The 16005-nt window shown below is 69.1% G+C and carries 13 protein-coding genes; 11 read left to right on the top strand and 2 right to left on the bottom strand.

The features are described 5' to 3' along the window. The 9 genes from hutI to D9598_RS17150 all read left to right on the top strand — a co-directional run bounded on the left by hutI (position 1) and on the right by D9598_RS17150 (position 10033). Positions 1-1224, top strand: coding sequence for an imidazolonepropionase (gene hutI / locus D9598_RS17190; protein WP_198367774.1), 1224 nt, complete (start codon positions 1-3; stop codon positions 1222-1224). A gap of 245 nt (positions 1225-1469) precedes the next feature. Then, on the top strand, positions 1470-2504 hold the full coding sequence (gene pdhA, locus D9598_RS17185; RefSeq protein ID WP_255528788.1) for a pyruvate dehydrogenase (acetyl-transferring) E1 component subunit alpha: 1035 nt from the start codon (positions 1470-1472) through the stop codon (positions 2502-2504). A gap of 3 nt (positions 2505-2507) precedes the next feature. Beyond that, positions 2508-3923, top strand: a complete 1416-nt coding sequence (locus tag D9598_RS17180; RefSeq protein WP_198367772.1) for a pyruvate dehydrogenase complex E1 component subunit beta — start codon at positions 2508-2510, stop codon at positions 3921-3923. 15 nt (positions 3924-3938) lie between these two features. Next, positions 3939-5330 (top strand): pyruvate dehydrogenase complex dihydrolipoamide acetyltransferase, encoded by a 1392-nt coding sequence (locus tag D9598_RS17175; RefSeq protein ID WP_198367771.1) that lies wholly within the window; start codon positions 3939-3941, stop codon positions 5328-5330. Further along, positions 5327-5809 (top strand): N-acetyltransferase family protein, encoded by a 483-nt coding sequence (locus D9598_RS17170; RefSeq protein WP_370592068.1) that lies wholly within the window; start codon positions 5327-5329, stop codon positions 5807-5809. Before D9598_RS17175 ends, D9598_RS17170 begins: the two co-directional genes overlap by 4 nt. A 24-nt stretch (positions 5810-5833) precedes the next feature. Then, entirely contained in the window at positions 5834-7228 is a 1395-nt protein-coding gene (gene lpdA, locus D9598_RS17165) for a dihydrolipoyl dehydrogenase (protein ID WP_198367829.1), read from the top strand. A 105-nt stretch (positions 7229-7333) separates the two neighbouring features. Then, positions 7334-8347, top strand: coding sequence for a lipoyl synthase (gene lipA, locus D9598_RS17160; protein ID WP_232477379.1), 1014 nt, complete (start codon positions 7334-7336; stop codon positions 8345-8347). After that, positions 8347-8835 carry a type II toxin-antitoxin system RatA family toxin gene (locus tag D9598_RS17155; RefSeq protein ID WP_198367769.1) on the top strand — a complete coding sequence of 163 codons (489 nt, stop codon included), beginning with the start codon at positions 8347-8349 and terminating at the stop codon, positions 8833-8835. The genes lipA and D9598_RS17155 overlap by 1 nt, the downstream gene beginning before the upstream one ends. A 133-nt stretch (positions 8836-8968) precedes the next feature. Further along, positions 8969-10033, top strand: a complete 1065-nt coding sequence (locus D9598_RS17150; protein WP_198367768.1) for a low specificity L-threonine aldolase — start codon at positions 8969-8971, stop codon at positions 10031-10033. 42 nt (positions 10034-10075) lie between these two features. On the opposite strand, the gene D9598_RS17145 is transcribed toward D9598_RS17150, so the two are convergent. Together D9598_RS17145 and tpiA are read right to left on the bottom strand one after the other, a co-directional pair. Further along, positions 10076-11494: a dipeptidase gene (locus tag D9598_RS17145; protein ID WP_232477378.1), complete on the bottom strand. Its 1419-nt coding sequence runs from the start codon at positions 11492-11494 to the stop codon at positions 10076-10078. A 72-nt stretch (positions 11495-11566) separates the two neighbouring features. Then, positions 11567-12301 (bottom strand): triose-phosphate isomerase, encoded by a 735-nt coding sequence (tpiA, locus tag D9598_RS17140; RefSeq protein ID WP_198367826.1) that lies wholly within the window; start codon positions 12299-12301, stop codon positions 11567-11569. A 137-nt stretch (positions 12302-12438) separates the two neighbouring features. Here tpiA and D9598_RS17135 point away from each other — a divergent pair, with 137 nt between their 5' ends. Then, complete coding sequence (locus D9598_RS17135) at positions 12439-14337, top strand: peptidylprolyl isomerase (protein ID WP_198367767.1); 1899 nt, start codon at positions 12439-12441, stop codon at positions 14335-14337. Then, positions 14334-15839 carry an anthranilate synthase component I gene (gene trpE, locus D9598_RS17130; protein ID WP_198367766.1) on the top strand — a complete coding sequence of 502 codons (1506 nt, stop codon included), beginning with the start codon at positions 14334-14336 and terminating at the stop codon, positions 15837-15839. The genes D9598_RS17135 and trpE overlap by 4 nt, the downstream gene beginning before the upstream one ends. Positions 15840-16005: the final 166 nt, after the last annotated feature.

The raw sequence follows: 16005 nt of genomic DNA, 5'->3' as shown, positions 1-16005 counted from the left end.
ATGTTCGATCGCGTCTGGCTCAATGCCAGCCTGGCCACCATGGATGGCCCGCCGGAGGCCCCGCTGGGCATCGTCACCGACGGCGCCCTGGCGGTGCGGGATGGGATGATCGCCTGGCTGGGACACCGCCGTGACCTGCCGGGACCGGCACAGCACAGTGTCGACTGCAACGGCGCCTGGATCCTGCCGGGGCTGATCGACTGCCACACCCATCTGGTGTTCGGCGGCGACCGGGCCGCCGAGTTCGAGCAGCGCCTCGAAGGCGCGACCTATGAGGAGATCGCCCGCGCCGGCGGCGGCATCTTCTCCAGCGTGCGCGCAACACGCGGGTCGAGCGAGGAGGATCTCCTCGCCTCGGCCCGCCCCCGGCTGCGCGGCCTGATGGCCGAAGGCGTCACCACGGTGGAGATCAAGTCTGGCTACGGGCTGGACAGGGACACCGAACTCCGGATGCTGCGGGTGGCGCGCCGGCTCGGCGCCGAATGGCCGCTGAGCGTGCGCACCTCCCTCCTCGCCGCCCATGCCGTGCCGCCCGATTTTCCGGGTGGCGCCGAGGGCTACACGGAGTTCGTGGCGCGGGAGATCATTCCGGAGGCGGCGCGGCTCGGCCTCGCCGATGCCGTGGATGCCTTCTGCGAGCGCATCGCCTTCTCTCCGGCCCAGACCGGACGGATCTTTGACGCCGCCCGTGCCGCCGGCCTGCCCGTGAAGCTGCACGCGGATCAGCTTTCGGATCTTGGCGGCGCCACGCTGGCGGCGCGCCACTCCGCGCTGTCGGCCGATCACCTGGAGTACACCGGCGCCGACGGCTTCCGGGCGATGGCGGCGGCCGGGACCGTCGCGGTTCTGCTGCCGGGCGCGACCTACTTCATCCGCGAGACCCGCCATCCGGATATCGCGGCCATGCGGGAGGCGGGACTGCGCATGGCGATCGCCACGGACATGAATCCGGGCTCCTCCCCTGCCCGGTCCCTGATCCTGATGCTCAACCTGGCCTGCACCCTGTTCCGGCTCACCGTCAACGAGGCGCTCCTTGGCGTGACGCGACAGGCCGCGGCGGCGCTGGGGTTGCGGGACCGCGGACGCCTCCGCGCCGGGTTGCGCGCCGACCTCGCCTTCTACCGAATCGGCCGGCCGGCAGAGCTCTGCTACTGGATCGGGGGCAATCCGTGCTGTGGCCGCGTCGTCGCGGGCCGCGACGCCGGGGAGGAACCCACCGGTTGAGGAGGTAATGAATGAGGGCTGGCTGGACGGGATGAGCCGTCCCGCCATCAACGATCCGTGACCCCGCAGGCGCGCGCGCTCGATTCGAATTCGGAATAAGCTTGATTTCGGTTAATCTTTATATTGCAATGCAGCATCAGTGACTTAGCGTGAGCGAGGAACTTGCAGGACCGGCGCGGGACACGTATCTCGACGATGACGCCGCGATCAATTCCGAGCGGCGGCCGACAAGATGGAGCAGCCGGATGGTCCAAAGCGCCGAAGCGGGCACCAGCAAGCGTCGCGGCAGGAGGGCTCCGCCGGCATCCGAGGCCTCATTGGCACAGGAGCAGCTGCTTCAGGCCTACCAGGACATGTTGTTGATCCGCCGCTTCGAGGAGAAGGCCGGGCAGCTCTACGGCATGGGTCTGATCGGCGGCTTCTGCCACCTCTACATCGGCCAGGAGGCGGTGGTTGTGGGTATGCAGATCTGCCTGCAGCCCGGTGATCAGGTCATCACCTCCTATCGCGACCATGGACACATGCTGGCCACCGGCATGGAAGCGCGCGGCGTGATGGCGGAGCTGACGGGGCGCAGCGGCGGCTATTCGCGCGGCAAGGGCGGCTCCATGCACATGTTCAGCCGGGAAAAGGGATTCTACGGCGGGCACGGCATTGTCGGCGCCCAGGTCTCGCTCGGCGTCGGACTGGCCTTCGCCAACATGTACCGCGACAACGGCAATGTCAGCCTGACCTATTACGGCGACGGCGCGGCCAACCAGGGCCAGGTTTTCGAGAGCTATAATCTCGCGGCGCTCTTCAAGCTGCCCGTCGTCTTCATCATCGAGAACAACAAGTACGGCATGGGCACCAGCGCCGACCGCGCCTCGGCTTCCAAGAACCGTTCGAAGGACGGCGCGCCCTGGGGTATCCCCGGTGAGCAGGTGGACGGCATGGACGTCGTGGCGGTGAAGCAGGCCGGCGAGCGGGCCGTGGCGCATTGCCGCGAGGGGAAGGGTCCGTACATCCTGGAGATGCAGACCTATCGCTATCGCGGCCACTCGATGTCCGACCCCGCGAAGTACCGCACGCGGGAGGAGGTGCAGAAGATGCGGGAGCAGCATGACTGCATCGAGACGGTGCGCAAGCGGCTCCTGGATAGCGGTCTGGACGAGGCGGAACTGAAGAAGGTGGACGATGAGGTGAAACGTATCGTCGCCGATGCCGCCGAGTTCGCCCAGACCTCGCCGGAGCCCGACGAGAGCGAGCTCTGGACTGACATCCTGCTGGAGGCCCGCTGATCCATGGGTGCCACGATTCTGATGCCCGCCCTTTCCCCGACGATGACCGAGGGGAAGCTGGCGCGCTGGCTCAAGAAGGAAGGCGATACCGTCGCCGCCGGTGACGTGATCGCCGAGATCGAGACCGACAAGGCCACCATGGAGGTCGAGGCGGTTGATGAGGGTGAGCTGACCAAGATCCTGGTGCCCGAGGGGACCGAGAATGTCGCGGTCAATTCGCCCATCGCCGAGATCGATGGCGGTGACGGGCAGAAGGCCGCATCCGGCCCGCAGGAGCCGGTGTCGAACGCGACCCAGGCCGGCGGCGAAACCGCCGAGGTCGCGAAGGTGGCGGAAAACAACGCCGCCATCGCCGCCCGGGGCGCGGAGGAGCGCGAAGGCGTGCCGGCGCAACCCAAGGCGCCCGCCGTCGAGCCCGAGAAGGACTGGGGCGAGACCAGGAGCATCACGGTGCGCGAGGCGCTGCGCGACGCCATGGCGGCCGAGATGCGCGCCGACGACAAGGTCTTCCTGATCGGCGAGGAGGTCGCGCAGTACCAGGGAGCCTACAAGGTCTCCCAAGGGTTGCTGGACGAGTTCGGCCCGAAGCGCGTCGTGGACATGCCGATCACCGAGCACGGTTTCACCGGCATGGCGGTCGGCGCGGGCATGACGGGGCTGAAGCCGATCGTCGAGTTCATGACCTTCAACTTCTCGATGCAGGCCATCGACCAGATCATCAACAGCGCCGCCAAGACGCTCTACATGTCCGGCGGCCAGCTCGGCTGCCCGATCGTCTTCCGCGGACCCAATGGCGCGGCCGCCCGCGTCGCGGCGCAGCACTCGCAGTGCTATGCCTCCTGGTATGCGCATGTCCCCGGCCTGAAGGTGCTGGCGCCCTGGTCGGCCGCCGATGCCAAGGGCCTGTTGCGCGCCGCCATCCGCGACCCCAATCCGGTGATCTTCCTCGAGAACGAGATCCTCTACGGCCAGAGTTTCGAATGCCCGGTGGACGAGGACTTCGTTCTGCCCATCGGCAAGGCGAAGATCGAGCGCACTGGCAAGGACGTGACCATCGTCGCCTTCTCCATCGAGGTCGGGCTGGCGATGCAGGCGGCGGAGAAGCTGGCGGCGGACGGTATCGAGGCCGAGGTGATCAACCTGCGCAGCCTGCGCCCGCTCGACACCGACACCATCGTCGCCTCGGTGAAGAAGACCAATCGCCTGGTGACGGTGGAGGAGGGCTGGCCCTTCGCCGGTATCGGTGCGGAGGTGGCCATGCAGATCATCGAGCATGCCTTCGACCACCTGGATGCGCCGCCGGTGCGCGTGGCGGGCAAGGATGTGCCGATGCCCTATGCCGCCAATCTGGAGAAGCTGGCCCTGCCGACGATCGCGGACGTGGTCGAGGCCGCCAAGCAAGTCACCTACCGGAAGTAAAGGGGAAGCGGGACCATGGCCACCAACATCCTGATGCCCGCCCTCTCCCCGACCATGACCGAGGGGACGCTGGCGCGTTGGCTCAAGAAGGAAGGCGAGGCGGTCAAGTCCGGCGATGTGCTGGCCGAGATCGAGACCGACAAGGCGACGATGGAATTCGAGGCCGTGGATGAGGGCATCCTCGGCAAGATCCTGGTCCCCGATGGCACCGAGGGCGTGAAGGTCAACGCCCTGATCGGCATCATGGTCGAGGATGGCGAGGAGGTTCCCGCCGACGCGGCCGCCGGACCGAAGGCGGCGCCGAAGCAGGAAATCAGCCCGGACAGCAAGCCTGCCTCGGGCCCCGGTGAGCAGCAGCCCAAGGCAGCGACGGCGCCCGAGAACAAGGTGCCGGAGAATAGGATGCCCGAGAACAGGGCGCCGGAGAGCGGGGCACCCGAGAACAAGGCCGCGGCGGCCGGGAAGGAGGGCGAGCGCGTCTTCGCCTCCCCCCTCGCCCGCCGCATGGCGCAGCAGGCCGGCCTCGATCTGGCGGGCATTCAGGGTTCGGGCCCGAATGGGCGGATCGTGAAGGCGGATGTCGAGGCCGCCGCCGGCCAGCCCCGGAAGGCGGCGGCGGCCCCGGCCGCCGCGCAGCCCGCCGCGGCACCGGCACCGGCACCGGCACCTGTCCCGGCCAAGGCTCCGGCCGCCGCACCCGCCATCACGGCCCCGCACACCGCCGTGCCGAATTCCTCCATGCGCAAGGTCATCGCCAAGCGCCTGGCGGAGAGCAAGGCGACGGTGCCGCATTTCTACGTCTCGATGGACATCGAGCTGGATGCGCTGTTGAAGCTGCGGGCCGACCTGAACGCGCGCGCGCCGAAGGACGGTCCCGGCGCCTTCAAGCTCTCGGTGAACGACCTCATCATCAAGGCGGCGGCGCGCGTGCTGCGGCAGTTCCCGAATGTCAATGCGAGCTGGACCGATGACGCCATCATCCAGTACCAGGATGTGGACATTTCGGTCGCCGTCTCGATCCCGGACGGGCTGATCACGCCGATCGTCCGCAAGGCCGATCAGAAGGGCCTGGCGGCCATCAGCACCGAGATGAAGGATCTGGCGGCCCGCGCCAAATCCGGCAAGCTCAAGCTGGAGGAGTTCCAGGGCGGCGGCTTCAGCATCTCCAACATGGGCATGTACGGGGTGAAGGACTTCGCCGCGATCATCAATCCGCCGCAGGCCGGCATCCTGGCGGTCGGCGCGGGTGAGCAGCGCCCGGTGGTGAAGGACGGCGCCCTGACCATCGCGACGGTGATGACCTGTACCCTCTCCGTCGATCATCGCGTGGTCGATGGCGCTCTGGCCGCGGAATGGATCGCCGCCTTCAAGAAGGTGGTCGAGGACCCGCTGAGCCTGATGCTGTGAGCGAAGCCTCCGGCTTCACGCTGCGCGGCCTCCGTCCCCGGGACGCCGAGGCGGTCCATCGCCTGATCCTGGCCCTGGCCGCTTACGAGAAGCTGGAGCATGAGGTGACCGCCAGCGCGCAGGACTATTATGGCGCGCTGGCGACCCGCAGGATCCAGGGCCTGCTGGCGGAGGCCGAGGGCGAGGCCATCGGGATCTGCCTCTGGTATGAGACTTTCAGCACCTTCGCCGGCAGGACAGGCCTCTGGATCGAGGATGTCTATGTCGAGCCGGAGTTCCGCCGGCATGGCATCGGCCTCGCCTTCTTCCGCGCCGCGGCCCGCCATGCGCTGGAGGCGGGGCATGCCTGGATGGAATGGAATGTGCTCGACTGGAACGAGCCGGCCCTCGCCTTCTACCGGCGGATCGGCGCGATCCCGCGCAATGAATGGACCGATCAACGGCTCTCCGGCGAGGCGCTGCGCGCCCTCGCAGGCTGAGTGATCTCGAAGGAACCGGACGACATGGCCGAGCAGTTCGACCTGGTGGTGGTGGGCGGCGGCCCTGGCGGCTATGTCGCCGCCATCCGCGCCGCGCAGTTGAAGATGAAGGTCGCGCTGGTGGAACGCGAGCATCTCGGCGGCATCTGCCTGAACTGGGGTTGCATCCCGACCAAGGCTCTGTTGCGCGCCTCCGAGATCAACCACCTGCTGCACAGCCTGGATCAGTACGGCTTCGCGGCGGACAATATCCGCTACGACTTCGCCAAGGTGGTGAAGCGGTCGCGGCAGGTGGCCTCGCAGCTCTCCTCCGGTGTCAAGGGACTGCTGAAGAAGAACAAGGTCACGGTGTTCGACGGGCACGGCAAGCTCGCCGGCCCCGGCAGGCTCGCGGTCAGCAAGGACGGCAAGGCCGTGGCCGAGATCCAGGCGAAGCACATCATCCTGGCCACGGGCGCCCGCGCCCGCGTCATCCCCGGCATCGAGCCCGACGGCAGGCTGATCTGGTCCTACCGCGAGGCCCTGCAACCGGACATCATGCCGAAGAAGCTGATCGTGATCGGCTCCGGCGCCATCGGCAGCGAGTTCGCCTCCTTCTTCCTGAACATGGGCGCGGAGGTCACGCTGATCGAGGTGATGGACCGGATCCTGCCGGTCGAGGACGCCGAGGTCTCCACCTTCGTGCAGAAGTCCTTCGCCAAGCAGGGCATGAAGGTCATCACCGGCGCCCGGGTACAGGGCGTGCGCAAGTCCGGCGACGGGGTGATCGCTGTCATCGAGGCGGCCAACAAGGTCACGGAGATCCAGGCCGACCGCCTGATCTCGGCCGTCGGCATCGTCGGCAATGTCGAGAATCTGGGCCTCGAAGGCACCAAGGTGAAGGTCGAGAAGACCCACGTCATCACCGATGAATACGGCCGCACGGGCGAGGATGGCGTCTACGCCATCGGCGATCTCACGGGGGCGCCGTGGCTGGCGCACAAGGCCAGCCATGAGGGCATCGTCGTCGTCGAGGCCATCGCCGGACAGCATCCGCACCCCGTGGAGATCTCCAACATCCCCGGCTGCACCTACTGCCGCCCGCAGGTTGCCTCGGTCGGCCTGACCGAGGCCAAGGCCAGGGAGCTCGGCCACGAGGTCCGGGTCGGGCGTTTCCCCTTCATCGGCAATGGCAAGGCCATCGCCCTCGGCGAGCCGGAGGGCTTCGTCAAGACGGTCTTCGACGCCAGGACCGGGGCGTTGCTCGGGGCGCATATGGTCGGCCCCGAGGTGACCGAGATGATCCAGGGCTACACCATCGCCCGGACCCTGGAGACGACCGAGGCGGAACTGATGCACACGGTCTTCCCCCACCCCACCGTCTCGGAAGCCATGCATGAGTCGGTGCTTGATGCCTATGGCCGGGTGATCCACATCTAGGGGCAGGACAGCCGGAAGCGCCTCGCAATGGGGCGTGGCCTGGCTTTATAGAGGGCGGTTGCGGCGGCTTGGCCGCGGCCGTCGTTACACAACCGGGATTCCCGAATGGCTACGCGCATCCTGATCGATCACCGGGCCGGCGGCGCGGTCTCCAATGCCGAAAGCGCCCCGGCGCCGGTCGGAAAGCCTCTGCGGCATCCGGAGAAGGCGCACCGGCCGGACAATCCCATCAAGCGCAAGCCGGACTGGATCCGCGTCAAGGCGCCGACGCACCCCGTCTATCACGAGACGCGCAACCTGATGCGCGAGAACAAGCTCGTGACGGTCTGCGAGGAGGCGGCCTGCCCGAATATCGGGGAATGCTGGTCGCAGCGCCATGCCACCATGATGATCATGGGGGAGATCTGCACCCGCGCCTGCTCCTTCTGCAACATCACCACGGGCATGCCTAAGCATCTGGACGCCGATGAGCCGCGCCGTGTCGCCGATGCGGTGGCGCAGCTGGGCCTGCGTCATGTGGTCATCACCAGCGTGGACCGGGACGATCTGCCCGATGGCGGCGCCGCGCATTTCGCCGCGGTGATCGGCGCCATCCGCCTGGCCGCGCCGGACACCACCGTGGAGATCCTGACCCCGGACTTCCTGCGCAAGGATGGCGCGCTGGAGGTTGTCGTGGCGGCGCGCCCCGATGTCTTCAACCATAATCTCGAAACCGTCCCCAAGCTCTATCCCACCATCCGACCCGGCGCGCGCTACTATCATTCGCTGCGCCTGCTGGACCGGGTGAAGCATCTCGATGCCGGGATCTTCACCAAGTCCGGCCTCATGGTCGGGCTGGGCGAGACCCGGCTCGAGGTGCTGCAGGTGATGGACGACATGCGCAGCGCCGAGATCGACTTCCTGACCATCGGCCAGTACCTGCAGCCGACGGTCAAGCATGCCGCCGTCGACCGCTTCGTCGAGCCGGCCGAATTCGAGGACTATGCGCGGATGGCGCGCGGCAAGGGCTTCCTGCTGGTCTCCGCCACGCCCCTGACCCGGTCCTCCTATCACGCCGACCGCGACTTCGCCGCCCTGCGTGACGCACGCCATGCCAAGCTGCGGGCCAGCGCCGCCTGATGCCTACCCATGCCGAGAAGCGCATCCTGCGCTATACGCCCGAGCAGTTGTTCAACCTCGTCGCCGATGTCCGGCGCTACCCTGAATTCCTGCCGTGGTGCGTCGGGGCGAGGGTCGTGTCGCAGACCGAGACGGAGCTTCTGGCCGACCTGACCATCGGCTTCAAGCTGTTCCGCGAGACCTTTCGCTCCCGGGTGGAACTGGAGAGGCCCGGCGAGATCCGCGTCCGGTACGAGAACGGCCCCTTCCGATATCTGAACAACACCTGGAAGTTCAGGCCCGTGGAGGCAGGGACCGAAGTCGACTTCTTCGTCGACTTCGAGTTCCGCAGCGCCCTGCTGCAGGCGGTGATCGGTGTTGTCTTCAATGAGGCCGTGCGTCTCATGGTCCGGGCCTTCGAGCGGCGCGCCATGGTGCTGTATGGCCGTGACGGCCTGAACCGCGCCGCCGCCGGGCCACTGGGCGAGAAATCCCCGGCGGGGGGCTGACGCCGGGGCACCACCCTGGCAGTCTCCGACTGTCATGAGCCCTGCCCGCCTCCTCGCCCGCGAAGCCGGACGCCATGGTTCCCGGGCCTGCAGCCGGCCGGACGAACCGCATTGCTGAGCTGAAAGGCAACCCATGGTCCATGTCCCCGCCCGCCCGCCGGCCGGCGCCCCGCCGGTGCGCATCAACCTCTATTCGGACACGCAGACCCGGCCCAGCCCTGGCATGAAGGAGGCCATGATGGCCGCCGAGGTGGGTGACGAGCAGCATGGCGACGATCCCACCGTGCATGCCCTCTGCGACAGGATGGCCGCGCTCCTCGGCAAGCAGGCCGCGGTCTTCCTGCCTTCAGGGACGATGTGCAACGTCATCGCCATCCTGACCCATTGCCGCCCCGGCGATGAGATCCTGGCCCATGAAACAGCGCATATCCTGAGCAGCGAAGGCGGCACCCATGCCGCCCTGGCCGGGGCGCAGATCCACCCTCTGCAGGGCGCCAGAGGCATGTTCGACGCGGAAACCCTCCGCGCCGCCATTCGCCCCCGCACGCGCCATGCCCCGCCGCAGAGCCTTCTGGAGGTCGAGCAGACGGCCAATATTGGCGGCGGCGCGATCTGGCCGCAGGCGGAGCTGGATGCCGTGGTGGCCATTGCCCGCGAGCAGGGCTGGGCCACCCATATGGATGGCGCGCGCCTGATGAATGCCGTGGTCGCCGCGGACATCCCGGCGGCGGAGATGGTCGCCGGCTTCGATTCGGTCTGGCTCGACTTCACCAAGGGTCTGGGCGCGCCGCTCGGCGCTGTCCTGGCCGGCTCGCAGGAGTTCATCGACACGGCCTGGCGCTGGAAGCAGCGGCTGGGCGGCGCCATGCGGCAGGCCGGCATCTGCGCCGGCGCCTGCCTCTACGCGCTGGACCACAACGTCGATCGCCTGGCCGAGGATCACGCCAATGCGAAGGCCCTGTCGCGCGGGCTGCGGCAGATCCCCGGAATGGTCGTCGAGGAGCCGGACACCAACTTGGTCTTCTTCGAACCGTCCGGCGCCGGCATCGAGGCCGGGGCCCTGGTCAAGGCCCTGCGCCTGCAGGGCATCCAGCTTTCCATGCTGGGCGGCCGCATCCGCGCCTGCCTGCACCTGGACGTCTCCGCCCCGATGATCGACGAAACCCTGGCCGCCATCCGGACCGCGGTGAACCGCTGACCTGGCGTGGCCGGGCGGGCCATGGCGTCGCCCGGCCGCTCCCTACCGCGCCCCGGCCAGCGCCGCCAGAAGGCGGGCGTGGCTCCGCCCGCCGGCATGCAGGCAGGCGAGTTCGAACTTCTCGTTCGGGCTGTGGACCTGGTCGTCGTCCAGTCCGAAGCCCATCAGCAGGCTGTCCAGGCCCAGGATACCCTTGAGGCTGGAGACCACCGGAATGGATCCCCCGCCCCCGGCCAGCACGGCGGAGCGGCCGAACTCCTCTTCCAGCACCTCCCGCGCCGCTGTCATCCAGGGCGAGTCCGTGGCCATGGCGATCCCGGGCGCCAGGCCAAAGACCTGAAGACCGAAGCGCGCATCCGCCGGCAGGCGCGGCTGGACGAAGGCCCGGATCCCCTCGACGATCTTCTGCGGGTCCTGTCCCGGCACGAGGCGGCAGGAAAGCTTGGCATGACCCTCACAGGCGATGACGGTCTTGGACCCCTCGCCCATATAGCCGCCCCAGATACCGTTGATATCGGCCGTCGGGCGGGCCCAGAGGCGTTCCAGGGCGCCACGGCCCGCCTCGCCGCCGGGAACGGAGAGGCCCTGAGCGGCCAGGAAGGCGGATTCGTCGAAATCCAGCGCCGCCCAGGCGGCCCGCTGCGCCGCATCGGGCTCGGCCACGCCGTCGTAGAATCCGGGGATCTGAACGCGCCCCTCGGCGTCCTTAAGCTCCCCCAGGATCTCGGTCAGCAGGTTGAGGACATTTCCCGCCGAACCGCCGAACAGGCCGGAATGAAGATCCCGCTCGCCCCGCCGGAGGTCGATCTGCACATAGGCGAGGCCGCGCAGGCTGACCGTCAGGGCGGGCGTCCGCGGATCCCACATGTTGGTGTCGCTGATCACGGCGATGTCGGCCGAGAGAAGCTCCCGCTCCTCCCGCAGCACCCTGTCGAGGTTGGGGCTGCCGATCTCCTCCTCGCCCTCGACCAGCACGGTGACACGGACCGGAGGGCCGCCGGCGGCGCTGTTCCAGGCCCGCAGCGCCGCCAGCCAGGTCATCACCTGGCCTTTGTCGTCCACTGCCCCGCGCGCCACGATCCGCTGACCCCGGGGGCCAGGTACGATCGCCGGATCGAAGGGGGGGCTGGTCCAAAGCTCCAGCGGCTCGGGCGGCTGGACATCGTAGTGTCCGTAGATCAGGACGTGCGGCGCTTCGGGGCCCGGGCCGGGATGGGTCGCGATCAGCACCGGATGGCCCGGCGTCTCCCGCAATCCCGCCTGGAAACCCAGCGCTACGAGTTGCTCACCCAGCCATTCGGCCGCCTTTCGGCAGTCCGGCGCGTGGGCAGGCTGTGCGCTGACGCTCGGAATGCGCAGCCATTCGATGAGGCTGGCCTCCGTTTCGGCGCGGGCGGAATCGAGCGCGGTCAGAACCCGCGCGGTGAGGTCGTTTGGCATGGCGCGCCAGTCTCGCGCCATGCCTTCCCCAAGGGAAGTCCCAAGGGAGGTCCCGGAGGCGGTCCCGACCGCGGGAATCAGGGCCGCCGGACCTCAGACGGCCCCGGCAATTCCCAGGAAATCCTCCGCCTTCAGGCTGGCGCCGCCGACCAGGGCACCATCCACATGCGGCAGAGCCAGGATGGCCTGCGCGTTGCCGGGCTTCACCGAGCCGCCATAGAGAATGCGCAGCGCTGCGCCGGCCTCGCCGAAGCTCCGCTCCAGCTCGGCGCGGATGCGGGCGTGCATGGCGGCGATGTCGGCCTCTGTCGGGGTACGACCGGTACCGATGGCCCAGACCGGCTCATAGGCCACCACGCCGCCCGCCGCGGCGAAGCCGGCGGGCAGGCTGCCGGCGAGCTGGCCGGCCACGACCGCTTCCGCCTCGCCGGCGAGCCGCTGCGCCTCGCTCTCCCCGACACAGACCACCGGCACCAGCCCCTCGGCCAGCGCCGCCTCGGCCTTGGCCTTCACCACCGCGTCGCTTTCGCCATGATCGGCACGGCGCTCGGAATGGCCCAGGATGACGAAGCGGGCGCCGACATCCTTCAGCATGGGCGCGGAGACGTCGCCGGTATGCGCGCCCTTGGCGTCCGCATGACAGTCCTGGGCGCCCAGCGCGACGTGGCTGCCGCGCAGGGCCTCCGAAACCGCCGCCAGATGCGGAAAGGGTGGACAGACCAAGAGGTCGGCCCCGGCGGCAGGACCGGCGGCCACGCCACGGGCCAGGGCGGTGGCCTCGGCCAGGGTGCCGTGCATCTTCCAGTTTCCCGCGATCAGCGGCCGCACGCCTGGGGTCATGTCCTGCTTTCCTCTCCGGTCCAGCGTCGTGGAATTATGCCCTGCCGCGCTACAGGGGCCGGCGGCGTTTGGCAACCGGGCGCCTTTTGCCTATGGTCCGCCGGCCTCCACCGCTGCGGAATACGATGCTCACTGCACTGCGCCGCCTCGCCGGCACTTGGTTCGCCAAGGGTCTCTTCGTCCTTCTGATCCTCTCCTTCGCCATCTGGGGCATCGAGGACGTGGTTCGGAACTTCGGCAACGACACCGCCGTCGCGCGTGTCGATGGCGAACCCATCGAGCTTCCCGAAGCTCAGGAAACCGCCCGGCGGCAGCTCGCGCAGATGCAGCGCCAGCTCGGCAGCGGCTTCGACATCACCCCGCAGATGGCGCAGGCCGTCTCGCGCCAGGCCGTGGAAAGCCTGGTGATGCAGCGGGTGCAGTTGCGGGAGGCGGAGCGGCTGAGCATCGCCGTGCCCGAAGAGGCGGTGCGCGACTACGTCTTCGGTATTCCCGCCTTCCAGGGCACGGATGGCCGGTTCAGCCGCGCCCTGCTCGACAACTTCCTGCGCAGCAACGGCCTGACCGAGCCGGCTTTCCTCTCGTTGCTGCGCGCCGATCTGCGCCGCCAGCAGCTCGTCGGCGCCGTCCGTGCCGGCGCCGCCGGCCCCGACGCGCTGACCAGGCCCCTCCTGGCCTGGCAGCGGCAGGAACGCGTGGCGCAGGTCGTCCGGCTGCCGCTCGCCGCCGCCGCCGAGCCGGCCGAGCCGGATGAGGCGCAACTCCGCCGCTTCCATGAAACCAATCCCGAGCGCTTCTCGGCGCCGGAGTATCGCCGCGCGGTGATCGCCGTCCTGTCTCCCGATGTCCTGGCATCGGAGATCGACCCGACCGAGGAGGAACTTCAGGCGGCCTTCGAGACACGGCGCGGCCAGTACGAGAAGGCGGAGCGGCGGAGCATCGAGCAGGCGCTCCTGCCCAGCCGCGAGCAGGCTCTGGCCATTGCCGGCGTCTGGCGCGCGGGCGCGGACCTTCCGGCGATCGAGGCGGCCGCGCAGGCCGATGGCGGCCAGGCCCTGGCGCTGGGCGAGGTCGACCGGGCCGGGCTGCCGGTGCCCGAACTGGCCGAGGCCGCCTTCGCCCTGCCGGAAGGCGGCATCAGCGAGCCGGTGCAGAGCGCCTTCGGCTGGCACGTTCTCAAGGTGACCGCCATCGTGCCGGGCGAGAGCGTCACCCTGTCCCAGGTGCGCGATCAGCTTCGCCGCGAATTGCAGCACGAGCGGGCGGCGGACCTCGCCTATGACCGCGCCAACCAGGTCGAGGACGCCCTGGCCGCCGGCACCTCCCTGGCGGACGTCGCGCGCCGCTTCGGCCTCTCGGTGACCGAGGCCAGGCTGGACGCCAACGGCCGTGACCCGGACGGCACCTCCGTCGCCCTGCCGCTCGAGGGAGGCCCGAAGGACATCGTCCAGCGCGCCCTCTTCGCCGCCGAGCAGGGCCAGCAGCCCCGGCTGGCCGAGGCCGGTCAGGCCGCCCTCTTCGCCTTCGATCTCCAGGAGGTGACGCCGGCGGCGCTGCGCCCCTTCGAGACGGTGCGCGATGCGGTCCATGCCGCCTATCTCGTGGATGCCCGCCGCCGGGCGCAGGAGGAAAGGGCCTCCGCCCTGCTCGCCGCGGTCGAGGGCGGCAAGCCCCTGGCCGAGGCCGCCCGGGAGGCCGGCCTGGCCTTCCAGACCGTCGGCCCCTTCGGGCGCGATCCGCAGCGCGCGCCGCAGACCTTGCCGCCGGAGCTGTTGCAGCCGATCTTCGCCGCGGGACTGAACGGCGGCACCATGGCCGAGACCATCGACGGCTTCGCCGTGGCGCAGGTGCAGCGCATTCTGCCCTATGACCCGGACAGCGACGCCCTGGCTCTGGGTCAGGTCCGCAGCGCGGTGGAGCAGGCCATGCTGGGCGATCTGGAGGCGCAGTTCCTGGATGCTTTGCGGGCCCGGACCCCGGTGTCCTACAACGAAGCCGTGGTGGGACAGGTCAGCGCCCGATGAGCCTTTCGGCCAACCTGGATTTCGAGGAGTTCGCCGCGGCCCTGGCGGCTGGGAGAGGTCAGGTGCTGTCACGTGAGCGCGTCGCCGACCTGGACACGCCGGTCGGGGCCTATCTTAAGCTGGTGCAGGGTCAGGCCCCCGCCTTCCTGTTCGAGAGCGTCGAGGGCGGCGCGGCGCGAGGCCGCTACTCGGCGATCGGCCTGGCACCGGACCTGATCTGGCGCTGCCGCGACGGCAAGGCCGAGATCAACCGGCATGCCCTCTCCGCGCCGCATGCCTTCCAGCCGGACGACAGGACGGTCCTGGACAGTCTGGAGGACGCCATCGGACAGGCGCGGCTGCCGCTGCCGCCGGCGCTGCCGGCCATCGCGGCCGGGCTCTATGGCTATCTGGGCTATGACATGGTCCGGCACATGGAGGCCCTGCCGGCCCTCAAGCCGGATGTCCTCGGCATTCCCGATGCGGTGATGATGCGCCCCACCCTCACCGTGGTGTTCGATCACGTGCGGGACACGATGACGCTGTGCACGCCGGTCTATCCCGGGCAGGACCCGCGCGATGCGTGGAACACGGCCATGGCCCGGCTCGACGAGGCCGAGGCCGCCCTGGACCGCCCCCTGCCGCGCCCCGCCCCCGCCGCCCGCCTGCCGGCGCTGCCGGAACCGGCCAGCAATTTCAGCCGCGAGGATTTCCTGGCCGTCGTGGAGCGGGCCAAGGAGTATATCCGCGCCGGCGACGTCTTTCAGGTCGTTCCCAGCCAGCGCTTCTCGGTGCCCTTCGGCCTGCCGCCCTTTGCGCTCTATCGGGCGCTCCGGCGCATCAACCCGGCGCCCTTCCTTTTCTTCTTCGATTTTGGCGGCTACGCCGCGGTCGGCGCCAGCCCCGAGATCCTGGTCCGGCTGCGGGATGGGGAGGTCACCGTCCGCCCCCTGGCGGGCACCCGGCCGCGCGGCGCCACGCCGGAGCAGGACAGGGCCCTGGAGGCCGAACTGCTGGCGGACGAGAAGGAGCGGGCCGAGCATCTGATGCTGCTCGATCTCGGCCGCAACGATGTGGGCCGGGTGGCGCGCATCGGCTCCGTCCGCGTCACGCAGAGCTTCACCATCGAGCGCTACAGCCAGGTCATGCATATCGCCAGCGAGGTCCGCGGCAACGCGCGTCCTGGCGTCGGCCCCCTGCAGGCGCTGGCGGCGGGCTTCCCCGCCGGCACCCTTTCCGGGGCGCCCAAGGTCCGCGCCATGGAGATCATCGAGGAGCTGGAGCCCTCGCGCCGTGGCCTTTATGCCGGCGGGGTTGGCTATTTCAGCGCCGGCGGCGGCATGGACACCTGCATCGCCCTCCGTACCGCCCTGGTGAAGGACGGGGTCATGCATGTCCAGGCGGGTTGCGGGGTGGTGGCGGATTCCGATCCGGTCGCGGAGTTCGAGGAAACCCACGCCAAGGCACGCGGCCTGTTCCGTGCCGCCGAGGAAGCCGTCCGATTTGCTGCGGATCGGCGCTAGCAATGTTCGGCAGATCCTTGTTCTTCAAGCAAAATCGATGGCCATAGCCGGGGCGAACAGCGCGCCCCGGCCATCTTTTCCGCGCGCGGGGCGCGCATTTGTCGCGGATTGTCTGAGGCGACCACCCCTTCGAGGTGGCGCCCGGACCGGAGAACGGGTCGCGAAG

It is taken from the genome of Roseomonas sp. KE0001, assembly GCF_016107285.1.
Classification (GTDB): Bacteria; Pseudomonadota; Alphaproteobacteria; order Acetobacterales; family Acetobacteraceae; genus Pseudoroseomonas.
This window is presented reverse-complemented; position numbering and strand designations above follow the sequence as displayed.